The sequence below is a fragment of the Streptomyces sp. KL109B genome (assembly GCF_030766935.1).
GTDB lineage: Bacteria > Actinomycetota > Actinomycetes > Streptomycetales > Streptomycetaceae > Streptomyces.
The window spans coordinates 207,033-227,863 of record NZ_JASERL010000003.1 but is presented as its reverse complement, the minus strand read 5'-3'; the positions used below and the strand labels follow the sequence as shown (position 1 = coordinate 227,863).

The 20,831-nt window shown below is 71.5% G+C and carries 19 protein-coding genes; 10 read left to right on the top strand and 9 right to left on the bottom strand.

Features of this window, described 5'->3' with window-relative positions; genetic code table 11:
• Positions 1 to 16: 16 nt before the first annotated feature.
• The 3 genes from RBJ65_RS12330 to RBJ65_RS12320 form a co-directional block, all read right to left on the bottom strand.
• Complete coding sequence (locus RBJ65_RS12330) at positions 17 to 1,309, bottom strand: HAMP domain-containing sensor histidine kinase (RefSeq protein ID WP_306318450.1); 1,293 nt, start codon at positions 1,307 to 1,309, stop codon at positions 17 to 19.
• Positions 1,309 to 2,019: a response regulator transcription factor gene (locus tag RBJ65_RS12325; RefSeq protein WP_306318451.1), complete on the bottom strand. Its 711-nt coding sequence runs from the start codon at positions 2,017 to 2,019 to the stop codon at positions 1,309 to 1,311. The genes RBJ65_RS12330 and RBJ65_RS12325 overlap by 1 nt, the downstream gene beginning before the upstream one ends.
• Before the next feature lie 87 nt (positions 2,020 to 2,106).
• Positions 2,107 to 2,646 (bottom strand): hypothetical protein, encoded by a 540-nt coding sequence (locus RBJ65_RS12320; protein WP_306318453.1) that lies wholly within the window; start codon positions 2,644 to 2,646, stop codon positions 2,107 to 2,109.
• Between the two features lie 154 nt (positions 2,647 to 2,800).
• Here RBJ65_RS12320 and RBJ65_RS12315 point away from each other — a divergent pair, with 154 nt between their 5' ends.
• From RBJ65_RS12315 to RBJ65_RS12305, 3 genes are all read left to right on the top strand, one after another.
• Positions 2,801 to 4,156: an aspartate aminotransferase family protein gene (locus RBJ65_RS12315; RefSeq protein WP_306318454.1), complete on the top strand. Its 1,356-nt coding sequence runs from the start codon at positions 2,801 to 2,803 to the stop codon at positions 4,154 to 4,156.
• Positions 4,157 to 5,042: 886 nt separating this feature from the next.
• Entirely contained in the window at positions 5,043 to 5,726 is a 684-nt protein-coding gene (locus RBJ65_RS12310) for a GntR family transcriptional regulator (RefSeq protein WP_306318455.1), read from the top strand.
• Positions 5,727 to 5,823: 97 nt separating this feature from the next.
• Entirely contained in the window at positions 5,824 to 6,474 is a 651-nt protein-coding gene (locus RBJ65_RS12305; RefSeq protein ID WP_306318456.1) for a hypothetical protein, read from the top strand.
• An 83-nt stretch (positions 6,475 to 6,557) separates the two neighbouring features.
• On the opposite strand, the gene RBJ65_RS12300 is transcribed toward RBJ65_RS12305, so the two are convergent.
• Positions 6,558 to 7,355 carry an SLATT domain-containing protein gene (locus RBJ65_RS12300; protein WP_306318457.1) on the bottom strand — a complete coding sequence of 266 codons (798 nt, stop codon included), beginning with the start codon at positions 7,353 to 7,355 and terminating at the stop codon, positions 6,558 to 6,560.
• A gap of 273 nt (positions 7,356 to 7,628) precedes the next feature.
• Here RBJ65_RS12300 and RBJ65_RS12295 point away from each other — a divergent pair, with 273 nt between their 5' ends.
• From RBJ65_RS12295 to RBJ65_RS12265, 7 genes are all read left to right on the top strand, one after another.
• Positions 7,629 to 7,973: a YbaB/EbfC family nucleoid-associated protein gene (locus RBJ65_RS12295; RefSeq protein ID WP_306318458.1), complete on the top strand. Its 345-nt coding sequence runs from the start codon at positions 7,629 to 7,631 to the stop codon at positions 7,971 to 7,973.
• Between the two features lie 60 nt (positions 7,974 to 8,033).
• Complete coding sequence (gene recR, locus RBJ65_RS12290) at positions 8,034 to 8,633, top strand: recombination mediator RecR (protein WP_306318459.1); 600 nt, start codon at positions 8,034 to 8,036, stop codon at positions 8,631 to 8,633.
• Complete coding sequence (locus RBJ65_RS12285) at positions 8,626 to 9,303, top strand: DUF5063 domain-containing protein (protein ID WP_306318460.1); 678 nt, start codon at positions 8,626 to 8,628, stop codon at positions 9,301 to 9,303. Before recR ends, RBJ65_RS12285 begins: the two co-directional genes overlap by 8 nt.
• A gap of 290 nt (positions 9,304 to 9,593) precedes the next feature.
• The gene (locus RBJ65_RS12280; RefSeq protein WP_306318461.1) at positions 9,594 to 10,883 is read left to right on the top strand and encodes an aspartate kinase; all 1,290 of its coding nucleotides are present in this window, start codon (positions 9,594 to 9,596) and stop codon (positions 10,881 to 10,883) included.
• Entirely contained in the window at positions 10,883 to 11,953 is a 1,071-nt protein-coding gene (locus tag RBJ65_RS12275) for an aspartate-semialdehyde dehydrogenase (protein WP_306318462.1), read from the top strand. Before RBJ65_RS12280 ends, RBJ65_RS12275 begins: the two co-directional genes overlap by 1 nt.
• Before the next feature lie 320 nt (positions 11,954 to 12,273).
• On the top strand, positions 12,274 to 12,954 hold the full coding sequence (locus RBJ65_RS12270; protein ID WP_372341242.1) for a SigE family RNA polymerase sigma factor: 681 nt from the start codon (positions 12,274 to 12,276) through the stop codon (positions 12,952 to 12,954).
• Positions 12,951 to 14,075, top strand: a complete 1,125-nt coding sequence (locus RBJ65_RS12265; protein WP_306318463.1) for a hypothetical protein — start codon at positions 12,951 to 12,953, stop codon at positions 14,073 to 14,075. Before RBJ65_RS12270 ends, RBJ65_RS12265 begins: the two co-directional genes overlap by 4 nt.
• Positions 14,076 to 14,504: 429 nt before the next feature.
• On the opposite strand, the gene RBJ65_RS12260 is transcribed toward RBJ65_RS12265, so the two are convergent.
• The 5 genes from RBJ65_RS12260 to RBJ65_RS12240 all read right to left on the bottom strand — a co-directional run bounded on the left by RBJ65_RS12260 (position 14,505) and on the right by RBJ65_RS12240 (position 20,674).
• A complete protein-coding gene (locus RBJ65_RS12260; RefSeq protein ID WP_306318464.1) occupies positions 14,505 to 15,299 on the bottom strand; it encodes an SURF1 family protein in 795 nt (264 codons plus the stop codon).
• A 67-nt stretch (positions 15,300 to 15,366) separates the two neighbouring features.
• Positions 15,367 to 17,187 carry a prolyl oligopeptidase family serine peptidase gene (locus RBJ65_RS12255; protein ID WP_306318465.1) on the bottom strand — a complete coding sequence of 607 codons (1,821 nt, stop codon included), beginning with the start codon at positions 17,185 to 17,187 and terminating at the stop codon, positions 15,367 to 15,369.
• Positions 17,188 to 17,512: 325 nt separating this feature from the next.
• Positions 17,513 to 18,313, bottom strand: coding sequence for an SDR family oxidoreductase (locus RBJ65_RS12250; RefSeq protein ID WP_306318466.1), 801 nt, complete (start codon positions 18,311 to 18,313; stop codon positions 17,513 to 17,515).
• A complete protein-coding gene (locus tag RBJ65_RS12245; protein WP_306318467.1) occupies positions 18,310 to 19,983 on the bottom strand; it encodes an FAD-binding dehydrogenase in 1,674 nt (557 codons plus the stop codon). Before RBJ65_RS12245 ends, RBJ65_RS12250 begins: the two co-directional genes overlap by 4 nt.
• Positions 19,984 to 20,086: 103 nt before the next feature.
• Positions 20,087 to 20,674, bottom strand: a complete 588-nt coding sequence (locus RBJ65_RS12240) for a TMEM165/GDT1 family protein (RefSeq protein ID WP_306318468.1) — start codon at positions 20,672 to 20,674, stop codon at positions 20,087 to 20,089.
• Positions 20,675 to 20,831: the final 157 nt, after the last annotated feature.

Below are 20,831 nucleotides of genomic sequence, written 5' to 3'. Positions count from 1 at the left end.
CCCCCGGGCCGCACCCTCACGCACCGGAGACGCCCACCCCGGTCCACCGGAGGGTGACCGCCGCACCGGACCTCCCGCCCCCGAAGGAAACCTCCCCCCCGGACTCCTCCGCCGTCCGCCGCACGATCGACAACCCGAGCCCCGTGGACCCACCCCCACTGGCCCCCCGCTCCTCGGCCTCCGCCGGAATCCCGGGCCCGTCGTCCGCGACCACCAACTCCGTGGCCGCGCCGACGACCCGCACCGACACCCGGAAACCGACACCCTGCGGTGTGTGGTCCAGCACGTTCCCGATCAACGCGTCGAGCGCCGCGACCAGTTCGTCCTCCGGCACGGGAGCCGGCACCGCCACGTCGGGCACCGACACCTCCAGCTCCCGCCCCTGATCGGAGGCGAGCGGCTCCCAGAACTCCACCCGCTCCCGCGCGAGCGCCGCCAGATCCACCCCCGCCGCCTCCCGCAAGGGCTTGCGCGCCTTGCGGATGACGTCGTCCACGCCCCGCTCCAGCGAAGCGACACTCGCCGCGATCCGCTCCGCCTCCTCCGCGTCCCGCAACCCCTCCGCGTCAAGCCGCAACGCCGCGACAGGCGTACGCAGCCGGTGCGCGAGGTCCGCCGCGTTCTCCCGCTCGGCGGTGAGCAACTCGTCGATCCGACCGGCGAGATGGTTCAACTCCGCGGCGACGGAACGCAGCTCGGGCGGCCCCTGCGGCTCGGCCCGAGCCGTGAGATCGCCGCCCGCGAGCCGGTCCGCCGTCCCGGCGAGCGCCCGCGTCGCCCCGACCAGCCGCGCCCCGAGCCGGTCCGCGAGCAGCAGCCCGATGAGTACGAGCCCGAGCCCGATCCCGGCCAGTGTCAGCCACGACGAGAGCATCCCGTCGTACAGCTGCCGACCGGTGAGGCTCACCTGGACGACGGCCGTACCGCCCTCCGCGCCCTGCACCGGCACGAGCACCTGCCGCCCACCGCTCGGCGGCTCGTACGTGAACGCCCGCCCCGCCCGCGCGAGCCGCACCGCGTCGGTGACGGCGGCCGGCGCGCCGATGACCTTGCCGTCGGCGAAGATGAGCGAAGTGTCGGGCCGGGAGGTCGAGTTGACGCTCTCCACGGCCTGCTCGGCGCTCGCCCGCTCGTCCGCGCTGTGCAGCGTGGGCCCCATCGCGGCGGCCACCCACTGGGCGCGCGCGGTCGCCTCCGCGGTCGCCCGGTCCGCGGCGTGCGAGCGCGTGAGCAGGGTCAACGGGACGAGCAGCGCGGTCAGTACGAGGGCGGTGGTGGCGGCGGTGAGCAACAGCAACGTACGCCGCATTACGAAGCGCCCCCCACGCTCTCCCCGACCTCCGGCGCCATCAGCTTCACACCCACCGTACGTACGGTGTGCAGATAGCGCGGCGCCTGCGCCGACTCGCCCAACTTCCTTCGTATCCACGACAGATGGACGTCCACCGTCTTGTCCGCGCCGCCCAGCGGCTGCTGCCACACCTCGGCGAGCAGTTCGCGCCGCGACACGACCTGGCCGGGGCGGTGGGCGAGATACGCGAGCAGGTCGAACTCGCGCGGCGTCAGATCGAGCGGCTGCCCGTCGAGGGTGACCTCGCGGGACGCGGGCGTGATCACGAGCCCGCCGACCGTGAGCGGCTCGTCGACGTCACCGGGCAGCCCAAGGCGGCGCAGCACCGCCTTGATCCGGGCGTCCAACTGGGCCGCGCCGAACGGTTTCACGATGTAGTCGTCGGCCCCGTCCCCGAGCACCGCGACCATCTCGCCCTCCTCGTCGCGGGCCGTCGCCACGATCACCGGTACGTCGCTCACCGCACGCAGCATGCGAAGTATTCGGGCGCCGTCCACATCGGGAAGCCCCAGGTCGAGGACGACGAGATCGGGGCGGTCGGTGACGGCGGCGTCGAGTCCCGCCATGCCGGTGGCGGCGGTGGCGACGGCGTGGCCGCGGTCGCGCAGGGCGCGGACCAGGGCGTTCCGCAGGGCGGGATCATCTTCGACGACGAGGAGATGCGGCATTCGATCACCTAATCAAGCCTCTGCGGCGCTTGAGCAACGGGGTCCGGGGCAGCGCCCCGGGAGCGCGACGCCGGGGTGCCGCGGCCGTCAGTCGTCCTCGTCGTCAGGATCCGCGGTCTCCATGACCCGGGGAGTGCCGGAGGCGCCATCGCACCGGATCTCGTAGTGCCGGTCGGGGCCGTCCTCGTCGTCGGTGGGCTCCGCCTCCAGGCGGGCGGTGCGGCCGGGGCCGCGTGCGACGTCGTCGTCATCGATCTCGTAGCCGTCGGCGGGGCTCCACGACACCAGGTACACGCTGCCGTCCGTGCCGCACTCGACCGTCGCCGAACCGCCCGTGAAGCGGAGCGTGCGGCGCTGGTCGGCGGGGGCGGGAGCGTTGGAGTCGGGGCCTGAGGAGGACTGGGGGTCGGACGACTGGGGAGCGGACGACTGGGGAGCGGACCGCGCCGACGCCAGGGCGCGGTGCACGGCCGCGTCGTCGAGCGGCTTGCCGTGCGCGCGGGAACTCGCGTCCGCGTCCGTGCCCGCCAACTGCCAGGCGCCCAGGGCACCCGCGGTCGTTCCTACGGCGACCCATGCGGCGGTCACGGCCACGTTGCGCCAGCGCTGCGCGATCGGCTGTTTCATGCCGACCAGCGTGCCGCACAGTTCCCTAACGCCACGCTAAAAGCAGCCTCAGAGGGGGCGAGGGGGTACGGGCGACAGGTTGTCGGGTTCCTCCGCGTCCCACAGACAGGACGCCGATGGTGTGCCGCCGCACCGCCCCTTTACCCTCGGCCCCATGACCCCTCAGCCGAATCCCCAGGTCGGCGCCGCCGTGAAGGCCGCGGACCGCAAGCACGTGTTCCACTCCTGGTCCGCACAGGAGCTGATCGACCCGCTGGCCGTCGCCGGCGCCGAAGGCTCCTACTTCTGGGACTACGAAGGCAACCGCTACCTCGACTTCACCTCCGGCCTCGTCTACACGAACATCGGGTACCAGCACCCGAAGGTCGTCGCGGCGATCCAGGAGCAGGCCGGGAAGATGACGACCTTCGCCCCGGCCTTCGCCATCGAGGCGCGCTCCGAGGCCGCACGCCTCATCGCCGAGCGCACCCCCGGCGACCTCGACAAGATCTTCTTCACGAACGGTGGCGCGGACGCCGTCGAGCACGCCCTGCGGATGGCCCGCCTGCACACGGGCCGCCCCAAGGTGCTTTCGGCGTACCGCTCGTACCACGGCGGCACCCAGCAGGCCATCAACGTCACCGGTGACCCGCGCCGCTGGGCCAGCGACACCGGGACGGCGGGCGTGGCCCGCTTCTGGGCGCCGTTCCTCTACCGCTCCCGCTTCTACGCGGAGACGGAGGAGCAGGAGTGCGAGCGCGCCCTTGAACACCTCGAATCCACGATCCAGTTCGAGGGCCCGCAGACGATCGCCGCGATCATCCTGGAGACGATCCCGGGCACGGCGGGCATCATGCTCCCGCCGCCCGGCTACCTGGCGGGCGTCCGCGCCCTCTGCGACAAGTACGGCATCGTCTTCATCCTCGACGAGGTCATGGCGGGCTTCGGGCGTACGGGCAAGTGGTTCGCCGCCGACCTGTACGACGTGACGCCGGACCTCATGACCTTCGCGAAGGGCGTGAACTCGGGTTACGTCCCGCTGGGCGGCGTCGCGATTTCATCCGCCATCGCCGAGACGTTCGCGAAGCGCCCCTACCCCGGCGGCCTCACGTACTCCGGCCACCCGCTGGCCTGCGCCGCCGCCGTCGCCACGATCAACGTGATGGAGGAGGAGGGCATCGTCGACCACGCCGCGAAGCTGGGCTCGGAGGTCATCGAGCCGGCCCTGCGCGAGCTGGCCGAGCGCCACCCCTCGGTGGGCGAGGTGCGCGGCGTCGGCATGTTCTGGGCATTGGAACTGGTACGTGACCGTGCCACGCACGAACCGCTGGTCCCCTACAACGCGGCCGGCGAGGCGAACGCTCCAATGACGGCCTTCGCCACCGCCGCCAAGGCGGGCGGCCTCTGGCCCTTCATCAACATGAACCGCACCCACGTGGTTCCGGCCCTCAACATCACGGAACCGGAGGCCAAGGAAGGCCTCGCGGCCCTGGACGCGGCGCTCTCCGTCGCCGACACCCACGTGTCGTAACCCTCGGGGGCCCGGCCCCGGGGCTCCGCCGCAGGGCACCCGGGGCGGGTTCACTCGGCCGCCCCCGGGGTTACGGCCTCGGGGCTCCGCCCCGGACCCCGCTGCTCAATCGCCGCAGGGGCTTGATTTGACGCGCCGCACCGGGGCCTTTGGCCCAGACACGATCCACTCGCCCACCCACCCGCCCCCTCCGGGTGCGTCGGCCCGACGGGGTACCGCAGCGACGGCTCCCCACCCGTTGCGGCCAACTCCTCCTCGCCTTGGGGCTCCGCCCCAAACCCCGCTCCTCAATCGCCGGAGGGGCTTGATTCACCCCCACCGTCAGCCCGGCTCCCCACCCATTACGCCCGACGCCACCCGGCCCCGGGCGATCTACCGTCGGCCCGTTTTCCCACCCGTTAGGCCGGCGGCCCCCGGTGCAGGCCGCACCAACGGCAGGCACCACCCCGTCGCAGCCCCCCACCCCCGGCAGACCGAAAACCTGCGGGCAAAGGCCACGTACGCGCGCCGGTGCCGCGCAACAGAACGACACGGGCCAACCCCGACACCACGCACGGGGGGGGCCGACGCCCCCGGAGGGGGCGGGTGGGTGGGAGATGACCCGGCACCGGCGCAGCCGGGAAAGGGACCCGTGCCGCGCAACGGAGCACCGGACGCCGCCCCCGGTACGGCCAAGGCCCATGTGGCAGGCCGAACCAGTCACACACGCCACCCCCGGCCCAGCCCAAAGCCCCGGCGCTGGCCGAACCAGTCACACACGCCACCCCCGGCCCAGCCCAAAGCCCCGGCGCTGGCCGAACCAACCACACACGCCCCCCCACCCCGCAGGCGTAACCTAACCAGCCACACGAACCGACCCACACCAGCCGAACCGGGGGACCCACCCGTGCCCGCTCCAGACGGCCCCGCCGTCACCCGCTCCACCCTCCGCCAACAAATCGCCGACGCCCTGCGCGACGAGATCCTCGCGGGACGCCTCACGCCCGGCCAGGAATTCACGGTGAAGGAGATCGCCGAGGGATACGGGGTCTCGGCCACCCCGGTCCGCGAGGCCCTCGTCGACCTGTCCGCCCAGGGCCTCCTCGACTCCGCGCAGCACCGCGGCTTCCGCGTCCACGAGTACTCGCTCCCGGACTACCGCGCGATGATCGAGGCCCGCAGCCTCGTCGCCGACGGAATCTTCCGGGGCCTGGCGGCCGACCCCGACCGCACCCCCCGCACCCCGGAGGACCTCGCCGGCGTCCGCCGCCGCGGCGAGGAGGCGTCCCGCGCCGCGACGGCCGGCGACCTGAACGTCCTCATCGGCTACGACCTGCGTTTCTGGCGCGAGCTCTCGGCCCTCTTCGGCAACCCGTACCTCTCCGACTTCTTCCACCGCCTGCGCGTCCAGTCCTGGATGTGCGCGGTCCCGCACCTGCGCACCGCGGGCGACCTCAAGGGCCGCCTGTGGGCGGGCCACTGCGCACTCGTCGACGCCCTCGCGGACCGCGACCCGGACGCCGCGCACGCGCTCATCGCCTCGTACAACGACGACTCCCTCACCCTCATCGAGGAACTGACGGGCGGCTAGGGAGCAGGAACAACGGGTACGCGCAAGACAGGTCAACCCTGCCCCGCACCCCACTACCCTGACCTACGCCGATACTCCGGAGCACTGAGGAGCCCCCTTGGCCTGTGACCTGTGGCTCGTTCCCCTGGTCGACGTGCTGTGCCACAGCCCCGACAATCCGTTCGCCGAAGAACTCGCGCTCTACGACAAGGCGTTGAACGAGGCAGGACTGCCACCGGTGCCGGTCTACGCGTACATGCCGGGCCTCTCCGGTGACGTGGCGCCGATCGCGGGGTTCGACTACGACGCGCTGCACTTCCTGCGCCGCGCGTACCTCCTGCAGATCTGCGGCCTCGCCGTGACGCCCGTCGACGAACTGGGCGGCGACTACGAGCAACTCCTGGAGATGTTCGAGTCGACGGCCCAGAGCTCCCACCTGGTCTGGCATTACGACCACGCGGGCGCGTACGTCCCCGTGGACTTCCCGGAACCGCTCTCCAACGACGAACTCCTGGCGGGAGGCGGCCCGTTGGGCTCCTCGCACACGCTGCTGCGGGAGCTGGAGTTCGTGGCCCCGTCCATCGGCATCGACCCGGCCAACCCGCCCCGGCCACCGGCCCCGCCCGCCGCGCCGACGTCCCTGGAGGAACCGGCCGCGGCCGTCCCCCTGGACGACAACCCCTTCGCCCGCGAACGCCACGTATGGCTGGGCCTCCACCAGGCGGCGACCCGCAGCCTGGCACAAGGCTCCATGCTCATCTTCAGCTGACCGGCACCGGAGCCCCACGCCTCGGGGCTCCGCCCCGGACCCCGCTCCTCAATCGCCGGAGGGGCTCCCATTGACCCGAACCGCTACCTCGGCTCCGGCGGCCGCTGCCTCGGCATGTTCGGCCGCGCCCCCGGCGGCAACGGAAACCGACTGCTCGGCTGATCCGCGGGACGCGCGGCCCCCTGCCCCGCGGCCTGCATCGTGAGCGGCGCGGGGCCGGACTTGAACTCCACCATCCAGTCCGCCGTCTCGGCCCGCACCAGCTCCGTCACGTCGTCCGAGAACCTCCGCAGCACCCCCAGGCACCGCTCGGCCGCCTCACTGGCCGTCCCCTCGGTGGGGCCGAGGACCTCCCGTACGTTCTCCGACGCCCAGTCGAACTGGAGCACCTGGAGCCTGCGCTGCACGGCCTGCGCCGTCGCGACGTCCCTTATCCACCCGGACGTAAGCCCGAAGTACCGGTCACCCGCCACACACGCCACCGCGAGCAGCAGCGACAGATATCCCCAGGGGGCCGCGCCCCCGACCACACCCGTGAGGTCGAGCAGCGGAAGGACGCCTCCGCAGACCGCCCCGAGAACCGTGCCCGTACGCAGCGCCCGCGCGCACCGCCGCTTCCACACCCGGTCCGCGAGGTACCAGTCCGCGGTGCGCAGCGCGCCCTCCTCGACCCAGCGGTACAGCTCGTCGAGCCGCTCGGCGGGCTCGCCCCAGTCGCCGAGCGGGAACGTACGGCCGGTGAGATCGCCCTGCCGAGGGGACTTCCCGGCCTTCCCGGGCTTCCCGGATTTCTTGCCGTGGTTGCCCTGGGCGGCGCCGTTCTCACCCGGGCCCGCCCCCTCCTGGGGCGCTCCTTCGGGCTGCATCTCCGGCTGACTCACCCGGAACTCCCTACGACTGGTCACGGCTGGGGCTGAATGTGCAGCATCTTCCTACCGCCCAATGGGTGGCCGAACCCCAGTTTTCACCGGATCTCCGCCCGGACGTGGGCCTGCATCAGGTATAGAAAGCAACCCATCTCACTCGAAAGAGTGCAGACCGGAACGGAGCCCCCGTCCACCCCGGGAGGCTTCACGTCGCCGGGGCGGGTGGCCCCCCGACCACGTAGGCTCGGTTGTCCGAAGACGCGTAACGGACCGGAACAGGAGCTGATCGTGATCCCCGGTGGTGGCCAGCCCAATATGCAGCAGCTGCTCCAGCAGGCCCAGAAGATGCAGCAGGACCTCGCGCAGGCTCAGGAGGAGCTGGCGCAGACCGAGGTCGAGGGCCAGGCCGGCGGCGGTCTCGTCAAGGCGACGGTGACCGGGGGCGGCGAGCTGCGAGGTCTCGTCATCGACCCGAAGGCGGTCGACCCGGAGGACACCGAGACCCTCGCCGACCTGGTGGTCGCGGCGGTCGCGGCGGCCAACGAGAACGCGCAGACGCTCCAGCAGCAGAAGCTCGGCCCGCTCGCCCAGGGTCTCGGCGGCGGCAGCGGCATTCCGGGTCTCCCCTTCTGACCCCGCCGCCAACTACCGTACGTACCAAGCGACAACCGTAAGCAGCAGGGAAGGCAATCCGTGTACGAAGGCGTGGTCCAGGACCTCATCGACGAGTTGGGCAGGCTGCCCGGCGTCGGTCCCAAGAGCGCGCAGCGGATCGCCTTCCACGTCCTGCAGGCCGAGCCCACCGACGTACGGCGCCTCGCGCAGGCCCTGATGGAGGTCAAGGCGAAGGTCCGCTTCTGTGCGACGTGTGGCAACGTCGCGCAGGAGGAGCTGTGCAACATCTGCCGCGACCAGCGGCGGGACGGCTCCGTGATCTGTGTCGTGGAGGAGCCGAAGGACGTCGTCGCGATCGAGCGCACCCGTGAGTTCCGCGGGCGGTACCACGTGCTCGGCGGCGCGATCAGCCCGATCGAGGGCGTGGGCCCGGACGATCTGCGGATACGGGAGCTGCTCGCCCGCCTCGCGGACGGCACGGTCACCGAACTCATCCTCGCCACCGACCCGAACCTCGAGGGCGAGGCCACGGCGACGTACCTCGCCCGCATGATCAAGCCCATGGGCCTGAAGGTCACCCGCCTGGCCAGCGGCCTCCCCGTCGGGGGCGACCTGGAGTACGCGGACGAGGTGACCCTCGGCCGCGCCTTCGAGGGGAGAAGACTCCTAGATGTCTAAGACGCCAGCCACCCCGGCCACCGCCCAGGACCCGGACGACTTCGCCGTCCAGATCTCGGACCAGATCGAGTCGTTCATCGTGGCCGTGACCGAGGTCGCCAAGGGCGACGAGCCGGACTCGGCGGTGCCCTTCCTGCTCCTCGAGGTCTCCCAACTGCTGCTCGCGGGCGGCCGGTTGGGCGCGCACGAGGACATCCTCCCGGAGGAGCGCTACGAGCCCGATCTCGGCGCCGAGCAGGACGCGATGGACGCCGACGACCTGCGCGAGCGGCTCGCCGCGCTGCTCGACCCGGTCGACGTGTACTCGGAGGTCTTCGACCCGTACGAGCCGCGCAAGGCGCCGGTCGCCGCGCGGATCTCGGACGACCTCGCGGACGTCGTCTCCGACCTGCGCCACGGCATGGCCCACTACCGGGCGGGCCGGATCACCGAGGCGCTGTGGTGGTGGCAGTTCTCGTACTTCTCCAACTGGGGCTCGACCGCCTCGGCGACCCTGCGCGCCCTCCAGTCCCTGGTCGCCCACGTCCGCCTCAACCAGCCCCTCGACGACCTCGACGGCCTCGACACCGACGAGGACCTGACGACGACCGAGGACACGTTGGAGGAGGAGGCGGGCCAGGTCATGGCCGAGGAAATCGCCGGCCCACTGGGCCTACGCCCGGTGAAATGAGCGGGAGCGGAGCGCCCCGATAGGGGCGCGGGGAACTGCGCAACGCCAACCCCGGCTAACCGAGCGCCCGCGTGTGACCCACCCCACTATCCCGGTTGCGCCCGGCAGGGCTGGGCATGCGATTGTCCGAGCGGCCGGATGTCGGCAAACGGAAACCTGGTGATCAAGCCGTGGGCGGGACATCTCACGGAGTGATATGGCCGGGGCGGATTTCGGCCGCTCGTTAGACTGAGCCGACCGCAGTACGCATACGTACATGTGGTGACAGACGGACTGAGCGAGGAGCGCACGTGGGCCTTGTCGTGCAGAAGTACGGAGGCTCCTCCGTTGCAGATGCCGAGGGCATCAAGCGGGTCGCCAAGCGCATCGTCGACGCCAAGAAGAACGGCAACCAGGTTGTCGTTGTGGTGTCCGCGATGGGCGACACGACGGATGAGTTGATCGATCTCGCCGGGCAGGTATCCCCGATCCCTGCCGGGCGCGAATTCGACATGCTGCTGACCGCCGGAGAGCGGATCTCCATGGCCTTGCTGGCGATGGCGATCAAAAACCTGGGCCACGAGGCCCAGTCGTTCACGGGCAGTCAGGCCGGAGTCATCACGGACTCGGTCCACAACAAAGCGCGGATCATCGATGTCACGCCGGGCCGCATCCGGACCTCGATCGACGAGGGCAACATCGCCATCGTCGCCGGGTTCCAGGGCGTCAGCCAGGAGGGCAAGAACATCACGACCCTGGGTCGTGGTGGCTCCGACACCACCGCTGTCGCCCTCGCCGCGGCGCTCGACGCCGAGGTCTGCGAGATCTACACGGACGTCGACGGCGTGTTCACGGCCGACCCGCGCGTCGTGAAGAAGGCGCGGAAGATCGACTGGATCTCCTTCGAGGACATGCTGGAGCTGGCCAGCTCCGGGTCGAAGGTGCTGCTCCACCGCTGCGTGGAGTACGCCCGTCGGTACAACATCCCGATCCACGTCCGCTCCAGCTTCAGTGGGCTGCAGGGCACGTGGGTCAGCAACGAGCCGGTCGAGAAGAAGAACCAGCAAGGGGAAAAGGGCGTGGAGCAGGCCATCATCTCCGGTGTCGCGCACGACACCTCCGAGGCGAAGATCACCGTCGTCGGGGTACCGGACAAGCCGGGCGAGGCCGCGAAGATCTTCCGGGCTGTCGCGGACGCCCAGATCAACCTCGACATGATCGTGCAGAACGTGTCGGCGGCGTCGACCGGTCTGACCGACATCTCGTTCACGCTTCCCAAGACCGAGGGCCGCAAGGCCATCGACGCCCTGGAGAAGCAGCGGGCCACGGTCGGCTTCGACTCGCTGCGCTACGACGACCAGATCGCCAAGATCTCCCTCGTCGGCGCGGGCATGAAGACGAACCCGGGCGTCACGGCCGGCTTCTTCGAGGCGCTGACGGACGCGGGGGTCAACATCGAGCTGATCTCCACCTCCGAGATCCGCATCTCGGTCGTCACGCGCGCCGATGACGTGAACGAGGCCGTGCGCGCCGTGCACTCCGCCTTCGGGCTCGACTCGGACTCCGACGAGGCCGTGGTCTACGGAGGCACCGGCCGCTGATGGCCGAAGCACCTGAGCGGCGTCCGACGCTCGCGGTCGTGGGAGCGACCGGGAGCGTCGGCGCCGTTCTGCTGCAGATCCTTTCGCAGCACGCGGACATCTGGGGCGAGATCCGGCTCGTGGCCTCCGCGCGTTCGGCGGGGCGCAAGCTCACCGTGCGCGGCGAGGAGGTCGAGGTCGTCGCGCTTGAGGAGTCCGTCTTCGACGGGGTCGACGTCGCGATGTTCGACGTACCCGACGAGGTGGCCGCGCAGTGGGCGCCCATCGCCGCCGCCAAGGGCGTTGTGGTGGTGGACAATTCGCCAGCCTTCCGGATGGACCCGGACGTACCGCTGGTCGTTCCCGAGATCAATCCGCACGCCGCGCGCGTGCGGCCGCGCGGCATCATCGCCAACCCCAACTGCACGACGCTGTCGATGATCGTGGCGATCGGCGCGCTGCACGCCGAGTTCGGCCTGCACGAGCTGGTCGCGTCCAGCTATCAGGCGGTGAGCGGGGCGGGCCACGCCGGAGTCGAGACGCTGCGCGCGCAGCTGTCGCTCGTGGCGGGCTCCGAGCTCGGTACGAAGCCGGGGGATCTGCGGCGGGCCGTCGGCGACGAGACCGGGCCCTTCCTGGAGCCCGTCGCGCTGAATGTCGTGCCGTGGTCGGGCGCGCTCTGCGAGGACGGCTGGTCCTCGGAGGAGATGAAGGTGCGGGACGAGTCCCGCAAGATCCTCGGCCTGCCGGACCTCAGGGTCGCCGTCACCTGCGTACAGGTGCCCGTCGTCACCACGCACTCCCTCACCGTCCACGCCCGCTTCCAGCGCGAGGTCACCGTGGACCGCGCGCGCGAGATCCTCGCGACCGCCCCCGGCGTCGTCCTCTTCGACAATCCGGCCGCCGGTGAATTCCCCACGCCCGCCGACGCGGTGGGCACCGACCCGACATGGGTGGGGCGCGTGCGGCGCTCGCTCGACGATCCGGCCGGGCTCGAACTCTTCGTATGCGGGGACAATTTGCGCAAGGGCGCGGCCTTGAACACCGCGCAGATCGCCGAGTTGGTGGCGGCCGAACTCTCCACGATCTGAGCCGCGCGATGTGAGCTGCGGCTCTTTCGGTGCCCGGGATATGGGCAGCCCCTTCCCCTACGCGCGTTGACTCGTAAGATTCTGTGTGAGCTTTGTGTAGGTGGTTTTTCCTCCCCGTCCTGCAACCGACCGCAGGGCGGGGAGCGTCTTTGCGGTCGCCCCACGGAGGCGTCGACCCGCACCGGGCATACGGGGCATAGGGGAAGAGTGGTACGCATGTCGGCATTCGGGGCGGCGTCCTTGGTGGGGACGACGAGGTCTGTCGCAAAAGGGGCGTCGGACGCGTACAACCCTGACGGGGGGAAGCTTGTCCAACAGGCGTGGCAGAAGTACTGGACTTCACAGCGGTACGGGCGACGGGCGCGGCCCTTCGTCCCCCTCTCGCACCCCTCGGAACCCGTCGGGCCCGCGTGGCCGGCGGCATGCCGGTGATCGCCCCCATGCCAGCCGCGCGACCGGCACGCGTTCCGGCACAGGTCGAGGGCGCTGACGAGTCGATGACGCAGGCCGGTACCTCCGTCGACCATCTCACCGAGACGTATCGCGCCCACTACCGCTCCCTGTTGGGGCTCGCGGCGCTGCTTCTCGACGACACCGCTTCCTGCGAGGACGTCGTGCAGGAGGCGTTCATCCGCGTGCACTCGGCGCGGGGGCGGGTCCGGGACCCGCAGAAGACGCTCGCGTATCTGCGCCAGACCGTCGTGAACCTGTCGCGGTCCACGCTGCGCCGCCGCATCCTCGGCCTCAAGCTCCTCACCAAGCCGATGCCGGACATGGCGAGCGCGGAGGAGGGCGCGTACGACCTGCTTGAGCGGGACGCCCTGAAGAAGGCGCTGCGCGGGCTGCAGCGCCGCCAGCGCGAGGTCCTCGTGCTGCGCTACTTCGCGGACATGACGGAGGCGCAGGTCGCCGAGGCGCTCGGGATATCGCTCGGCTCGGTCAAGGCGTACGGGTCGCGCGGGATCGCGGCGCTGCGCGTCGCCATGGAGGAGCCGGCATGAACCACCATCTCGACGGCGGCCGAGGTCGGTCGGCCGACGAAGTGCGTGCGGCGACGGGTTCGGGGCCCCTCGAATCCGTCGACACCGCCGCCGAGCAGGGGGAGGGTCCGGAGCTCGACAAGGACGAGTTGGCGCTGCGCCGCATGATGCGGCAGGCCGTCTCGGAGATCGAGCCATCGGACCAGGCGCTCGACGAGTTGCAGCGCGCGGTTCCGGCCCGGCGCGCGCGCAAACGGCAGGCGGCGGTCGGGGCGATCGCCGTCGGAGTCTTCGCGGCGATGGCGGTGCCCGCCGTGCTGCACGTGACGAACCCCGACTCCTCCGGCGACCGGCCGACCATCGCGGGCAACAGCAGCGATGCCACGCGCGGCGGGGCCACGGCGGGGGCGGCGTCCGGCGGTACGGGGCAGGGGGACGCGGGGACGCCCTCGCACGCCAAGGGCAAGAGCAAGGACGGCAAGAAGGGCAAGAAGGGCGGCGGCCGCAAGGCGACGGGCGGCGCCACGGGGGGCGCCGATCCGGCGTCCACCGCGGCCGCGAGTTCGCCGGGGTGCGAGGCCGGTGAGCTGGGCAAGCCGTCCGCGACGGTCGGCGCGCCCGACGCGGACGGCAAGGTGTACGGCACGTTCCGCGTCGCGAACGTCTCGGGGTCCAACTGCACGGTGGACAACCCCGGTTCCGTGGTCACCGTCGCCCAGGGCGCGGCCGACCCCACCAAGGTGAGCGTCGTCGACCACACGTCCGGGGACGGCTCCGGGCTGCCCGACCCCTCGACCGAGCCGAGCCAGCTGATCCTCGAACCGGGCAAGGCGTACGAGGTGCGGTTCGCGTGGGTCCCCTCGGCGTCGTGCTCCGCCTCGGGCGGCGGCGACAGCGGCGGCGGCTCCGAGGACCCCTCGCCCTCGCCCTCGGCGAGCCAGGACACGGGCAACGGCGGCGACGCCACGACCGGCACCGACACCCAGACGACGACGCAACTCGGCTCCGACGGAGGCGGCGGCGACGAAGGCAGCGTCGCCGTCTCCCACACAGCCGAACCGGGCGCCCCCTCAACGGCCACCACCATCCCCGACGCCTGCGCAGGCACGCTCTACCGAACGGGTATCCTCCCGGCGTCCTGACCCACCCCGTGCCGTGGCCGACGCCCGTGGCTTTGCGTGCGCCGCACCGGGGGCCGCCTTGCCCACCCTGCCGCCCAAGCCGACGACGGCCGACCGCCAGGAGCAGGCGGGCCATTCAAGCCCCGCGGCCGTAACGGCATGATCAAGCCCCGCCGGCGCTTGAGGCGCGGGGTCCGGGGCCGAGCCCCGCGTCCGTAACGCCGGTTCGGCAAATCAAGCCTCGCCGGCGCTTGAGGCGCGGGGTCCGGGGCAGAGCCCCGCGTCCGTAACGCCGGTCCGGTAAATCAAGCCCGGCCGGCGCTTGAGGCGCGGGGTCCGGGGCAGAGCCCCGCGTCCGTAACGCCGGTTCGGCAAATCAAGCCTCGCCGGCGTTTGAGGCGCGGGGTCCGGGGCGGAGCCCCGTGGCGTGGGACCGGTCGGCCGGCGGAGCTAGACCGTGGCCGAGGGAGCCGGCTCCGAAGACGCCTCCGTGATCCCCAGTTCCGCATCCCGAAGGGCCTCCGCCTCGCGACGCACCAACCGGAACCACATGAAGACCACGAACCCCGCGAACACGAACCACTCACCCGTGTAGCCAAGGTTCTGGAACGCCTTGAGGTCGAGCCCGCTGCCCTCAGGCGCGGTGGCCGGCACCGCCGTCATCCCGGCATCCGCCTCGTCGAGCGTGACCCACGCGTCGTACACCCGGTACGGCACCAGGTTCACCAACGACGCCGCACTGATCACCCCGACCTGGTCGGAAGGCAGGCCCCCCGTGGCCGTCACCCCGTTCGACGTCGCGGACTCGGACGCCTGAAGCGCCCCGACGACCGTGACCTTCCCCTTCGGCGCGGCCGGCGCCTTCGCGGCGGACGCCTTCCCCGGCAGCCACCCCCGCACCACCGGCAACGCCTTCCCGGTCCCGTCGACCTTGAGCAGCGTCAGGACGTAGAACCCGCCGCGCTCGCCGAGGTCCCGCCCCGGCACGAGAAGCTGCTTGCCGTAGTGCCCGGTCGCGGTGGTCCGCTTCCCGGACGTCTTCTGGTCCACGGGCAGCACGGAGGCGAGCGGCTCGGGCGCCGCCGTCTTGTTCACCTTCGTCTGCTCGGACACCGTCTTGTGGTCCTGCACCCGGTCTTCGAAACGACTGAGCTGCCACGAGCCCATGAAGATGCACACGGGGATCGCGAGCAGGACGAAGATGTTGATCCCCCACCAGCGCGGGGTCAGGAGGAACCGGTACACACCCCCACGGTACGGGGTCCGAAATAAAGACCCGTGCACCGGCCCCTCCCTTGCCCCGCGGCGCCGGTCAGTTCGGCAAGTGGCGCTCCGCGAAGTCCAGTTCGAGCGCGACCTGCTTGATGCGCTCCTCGACGACGAGCGAACCGTGCCCCGCGTCGTACCGGTACACCTCGTGGACCGCGTCGCGCGCCGCGAGCCGGTCGACGTAGTTGTCGATCTGCTGGAGCGGGCACCGCGGGTCGTTGACCCCCGCCGAGATGTAGACCGGCGCCTTCACATCGTCGACGTACGTGATCGGGGAGGAGACGCGGAAGCGCTCGGGGACCTCCTCCGGAGACCCGCCGAACAGTGTGCGGTCGAGGGCCTTGAGCGCCTCCATCTCGTCCTCGTACGCCGTCACGTAGTCGGCGACCGGCACCGCCGCGAGCCCCACCGCCCACGCGCCCGGCTGCGTACCCAGGCCGAGCAGGGTCAGGAATCCGCCCCACGAGCCGCCCGCGAGGACGAGCCGCTCAGGGTCGGCGAGCCCGGAGGAGACGGCCCACTCGCGCACGGCCGCGATGTCCTCCAGCTCGATCAGGCCGACGCGGTGCTTGAGTGCGTCCGTCCACTCGCGCCCGTATCCGGTGGAGCCCCGGTAGTTGACCCGCACCACCGCGTACCCGTGGTCGACCCAGGCCGCCGGGCCCGCCGCGAACGCGTCGGAGTCGTGCCAGGTCGGCCCGCCGTGGATCTCGAACACGGTGGGCAGCGGCCCGGCGGGAGCGTCCGCCGGCTTCTGTACGAGGGCGTGGATGCGGCCGCCGGGGCCCTCCACCCACACGTCCTCGACGGGCACGGAGGCGGGAGCGCGCATCCCCGGCGGGTCGAGGACCACGTCACCCGTCGTCGAGCGCACGGCCGACGGCTCGGCGGCCGAGGACCACAGGTACTCGACGCTGCCGTCGGGCCGCGCGGTGGCGCCCGAGACCGAGCCGACCGGGGTGTCGACCTTCGTCAGCGCGCCCGTCGCGAACTCGTAGCGCCACAGCTCGCCGCGCGCCTCGAATTCGTGCACGACGAGGAGCGCCGAGCCGTCCGGGCACCACTCCGCGGACACGTCGCCCGGCAGGTCGAGGGCGAGGTCGGTCTCCTCGCCGGTGGTGACGTCCCAGACCATGGGCTCCCAGCGGCCGCGCCGCTGGTGCCCGACGAGCAGCCGGGTGTCGCCTGCCACGGGCGCGAAGCCGAGCACTTCGAGGCCGAGCTCTTCCTGGCCGCCCTTGGAGTCGTCGAGCTCGGCGACCGTCGAACCGTCGAGCCGGACCACGCGCAGCGCGCCGTGCATCGCGTCGCCGTGCTCGGTGTGCTCGATCGCGATCAGCGTCCCGTCGTGCGACAGGTCGCCGACGCCCGCCGACTCGTGGTGCCGGTAGATCTCGACGGGGGCCTCGGACCCCGGGCGTACGACGTGGATCGTCGTGCCGTCCTCGTCCGTGGAGCGGCCGACGACGGCGGTGCGGCCGTCGCGGCCGAGGGCGAGCCCGGCGGGGTACGAGGCCGCGAGTCCCGGCACCGCTTCGGTGTCGTCGCCGCCCTCGAAGGGCTGGCGCTTCCAGGTCCCGAACTCGTCCCCGTCCGTGTCGTCGAACCACCAGATCCACGCGCCGTCGGGGGAGAGCACGCCGTCCGTCGTCCCGTTCGCCCGGTCCGTCGCGCGGCGCTGCTCGCCCGTGGCCCTGTCCCACGCGTACAGCTCGTACGTCCCCGTCGCGTTCGACACGAACAGGGAGCGGTCCGGCGCGTCCTCCGCCCAGTCGGGCAGCGAGACGCGCGGCGCCCGGAACCGCTTCTCCCAGTCGGGCATGGTGGCGTCGGTGGGCGGCGTGACCCCGTTGCTCTCAGTCATGGCCCCAGTGTGCCTGCCCCCACCGACAATCCGCCGGGGAGCGGCTCGGCCCGACCGGAATGGTGCTTTCCGAGGGGAGCGGCCGGGCCGGCCTTCGCAGGTGCTCCCGCTGTGCTGCGCCTGCACTCCGTCCTGGGCAGTGCACGGGCTGGGGATGAACAGCACCGACGCAGTTCATCCGGTCGACCGTGCGTGCGTCGACGGTGTGGGGAATGTACGCCCGTGGGGGCCGGGCTGGAATAGCCCGCGCGCATATCCGTTGAAGCGGTTCCGGGTGCGGCGTCCAGCGCGTCCTCCTACGCCTCAAGAGATCGGGGCGCGAGTGTCAGGACAGGCCGTGGCGCCTCGCCACCATCCGTTCCGCCGCCGACCTCGGGAGCACCCTCCGCAGGGCGAACACGAGGGGCGCGCCGCTGCCCACCGCGTACAGGGGGCGCGGGCGGCCCGCCTCCACCGCGGTGACGACCTTCGCGGCGACCTTCTCGGCCGAGATCCCGCTCGCCTCATTGGCGTTGAGGGCGGCGAGCATCGTGTCGTAGGCGGTCCGGAAGGGCGAGTCCTCCGCGACGTACTGCGTCCTGCGCTCGCTGATACCGGTGGCGATGGAGCCCGGCTCCACCGTCGTGATGCCGACGCCGTACGGCGCGTACTCGCGCCGCGCCGCGCTCGCGAAGCCCTTGATCGCGGCCTTGGAGGCGACGTACGAGGACCGGTACGCGAGCGGGAAGCTGGCCAGCATGGAGCCGACCATCACCACCCGCCCGCGCCGCCGCTCCCGCATGCCCGGCAGCAGCAGCTGACTCAGCCGCACCGCCCCGAAGACGTTCAGCTGGAACAGCCGCCGCACCGCGTCCATCGGCAGTTCCTCGAACGGGCCGCTCTGCGATTCCCCGGCGTTGTTGACGAGGACGTCGATCTCGCCGACGGCGCGCACGAGGGTCGCGATGCTCTCCTCGTCGGCGAGGTCGAGCGGCAGGTACTCCACGCCCGGCACCGGCGAGGCCACCTTCCGGGGGTCGCGGCTGGTCCCGTACACCTGGTAGCCGCGCCGCACGAGCGCCGCCGCGACCGCCGCCCCGATGCCCGAAGAGGCCCCTGTCACGAGGGCCCTGCCCCGCGTACTCACGCCAGGCTCCTGGCCAGCGCGCGGCCCGCGGCACGCCCGGAGAAGATGCAGCCGCCGAGGAAGGTCCCTTCGAGCGCGTTGTAGCCGTGCACGCCGCCCCCGCCGAACCCGGCGACCTCCCCGGCCGCGTACAGCCCCTCGAAGACGGACTTGTCGGGGCGTACGACCTGTGAGTCGAGGTTGGTCTCCAGGCCGCCGAGCGTCTTGCGGGTGAGGACGTGCAGTCGTACGGCGATCAGGGGGCCCTGCGCCGGGTCGAGGAGGCGGTGCGGTTTGGCGACGCGGGTGATGCGGTCGGGGAGGTACGAGCGGGCGTTGCGGACCGCCATGAGCTGGAGGTCCTTGGAGTACCCGTTGTCGACCTCGCGGTCGCGGGCGACGATCTCGCGCTCGATCTGCTCGTACGTCACGGGGGTCGAGGGAGTGAGTTCGTTCATGCCCGCGACGAGGTCCTTCAGGTTCCGCCGCACGACGAAGTCCTCCCCGCGGTCGAGGAAGGCCTGGATCGGCCCGGGAGCGCCCTTCTTCACGCGCTGGAGAACGAGCTTCAGGTCCTTGCCCGTGATGTCGGGGTTCTGCTCGCTGCCGGACAGCGCGAACTCCTTCTCCACGATGGCGCGGGTCAGGATGAACCAGGTGTGGTCGTGCCCGGTCCCGGTGATGTGCTTGAGCGTGGCGAGGGTGTCGTGTCCTGGGAAGAGCGGCGCGGGCAGCCGCTTGCCTTCCGCGTCCAGCCACAGCGAGGACGGTCCTGGGATGATCCGGATGCCGTGTCCCGGCCAGATCGAGTCCCAGTTCTTGAGGCCCTCCGTGTAGTGCCACATGCGGTCGCGGTTCACGAGGGATGCGCCGGCGCCCTCGGTGATCTCCAGCATCCGGCCGTCCACGTAGGCGGGTACGCCGGTCACCATGGACTCGGGCGCGGGACCGCCCATCCGTTCAACGGGCCAGTTCTTCCTGACCAGTTCGTGGTTGCCGCCGATGCCGCCGGAGGTGACGACGACGGCACGCGCGCGTAGTTCGAAGTCGCCGACGATCTCGCGGGAGGAGGCGACGCCGCGCGCGGCGGCGGACGGTTCGAGCAGCGAGCCGCGTACGCCGACGGCGGCGCCGTCCTCGACGATCAACTCGTCGACCTGGTGCCGGTACTTGAAGTCGACGAGGCCGCGCTCTGCGGCGGCGAGCACCGGCTCCCGGAAGACGCGGACGACCTCGGGCCCGGTGCCCCACGTGATGTGGAAGCGGGGAACGGAGTTCCCGTGCCCGGTCGCCGTGCCCGAACCGCGCTCGGCCCACCCCACGTTCGGAGTGACCTTGAGCCCGAGCCCGTACAGGTAGTCCCGCTTCTCCCCGGCCGCGAACCGCACGTAGGCCTCGGCCCATTGGCGCGGCCAGTGGTCCTCGTCCTCGCGGTCGAACCCGGCGGAGCCGAGCCAGTCGGCGAGCGCCAGCTCGTAGCTGTCCTTGATCCCCATGCGCCGCTGCTCGGGGCTGTCGACGAGGAAGAGCCCCCCGAGCGACCAGTACGCCTGGCCGCCCAGATTCGCCTCGTTCTCCTGATCGACCAGCACAACGCGCTTGCCCGCGCGGGTCAGTTCGTACGTGGCCACGAGCCCGGCGAGCCCGGCCCCCACGACGATGACATCGGCGTCGGCGTCCCTGCTGCTCATGGCGATCTCCTCGAAAGTACGGTCGACGTAGAGCGCCACGTTCACGCATCCGTGCGGGTCAAGGCAAGGGGCGGCGGTCGCCCGCGTCCGGAATCGGCCCGGATCAGCCGGTGAACACCTCCACGAACGACCACACCGCCAGCGCCAGCATGCAGAAGCCGCCGACCCGCTGGACCGTCTTCAGCGGCACCCGCTTCGCGATGAAGCGGCCGGCGACCAGGGCGAGGGCCGAGACGGACATCAGGGCCGCCCACGAGCCGATGGCCGTGGACCAGGTGCCGTTCGTGGCGGCCAGGTTGGCCGTGGTGATCTGCGTGAGGTCGCCCCACTCGCTGATGAACACGGCCATGAACGCCGTGCCGAAGACCGGCCAGAAACCGGTGACGGTCCGCGCGCCAGCCGAGTCCTCGTCGTCCTCGTCGTCGCCGCCCTTGAGCAGCATGAACGCGCCGAAGAGGAACATCAGGCCGGAGACGACCTTCACGATCCAGCCGGGCAGGAGGCCGAGCAGGGAGCCCGCGCCGACGGCGATCGCGACGTGCACCAGGAACGCGGCCGACGTGCCGAACCAGACGTAGAGCGGCTTCATGCGCGTGCCCATGGCGAGCGACGCGAACATCGTCTTGTCCGGGAGTTCGGCGAGGAAGATCAGTCCGAAGGCGGTGACGATCGCCAGGGGATCGAGGTCCATGGGGGGCGCTTTCTGTGCGGGCCGGGTCAACGCGGTCCCCGCCCCGCTGCGTAGGGAGGACCACTCGACCCGGCAGCGGACACGCGTGTGCGGATTGCCTACGCGTGCTGTGTTCTGCCTGGTCGAAGGTCTCGCCCACCCACATCGGCGTCCGACG

Coding starts and splice junctions, on each gene's coding strand:
- RBJ65_RS12330 (WP_306318450.1), bottom strand. CDS start 1,309: ATGCGGCGTACGTTGCTGTTGCTCACCGCCGCCACCACCGCCCTCGTA.
- RBJ65_RS12325 (WP_306318451.1), bottom strand. CDS start 2,019: ATGCCGCATCTCCTCGTCGTCGAAGATGATCCCGCCCTGCGGAACGCC.
- RBJ65_RS12320 (WP_306318453.1), bottom strand. CDS start 2,646: ATGAAACAGCCGATCGCGCAGCGCTGGCGCAACGTGGCCGTGACCGCC.
- RBJ65_RS12315 (WP_306318454.1), top strand. CDS start 2,801: ATGACCCCTCAGCCGAATCCCCAGGTCGGCGCCGCCGTGAAGGCCGCG.
- RBJ65_RS12285 (WP_306318460.1), top strand. CDS start 8,626: ATGTCTAAGACGCCAGCCACCCCGGCCACCGCCCAGGACCCGGACGAC.
- RBJ65_RS12275 (WP_306318462.1), top strand. CDS start 10,883: ATGGCCGAAGCACCTGAGCGGCGTCCGACGCTCGCGGTCGTGGGAGCG.
- RBJ65_RS12265 (WP_306318463.1), top strand. CDS start 12,951: ATGAACCACCATCTCGACGGCGGCCGAGGTCGGTCGGCCGACGAAGTG.
- RBJ65_RS12255 (WP_306318465.1), bottom strand. CDS start 17,187: ATGACTGAGAGCAACGGGGTCACGCCGCCCACCGACGCCACCATGCCC.
- RBJ65_RS12245 (WP_306318467.1), bottom strand. CDS start 19,983: ATGAGCAGCAGGGACGCCGACGCCGATGTCATCGTCGTGGGGGCCGGG.
- RBJ65_RS12240 (WP_306318468.1), bottom strand. CDS start 20,674: ATGGACCTCGATCCCCTGGCGATCGTCACCGCCTTCGGACTGATCTTC.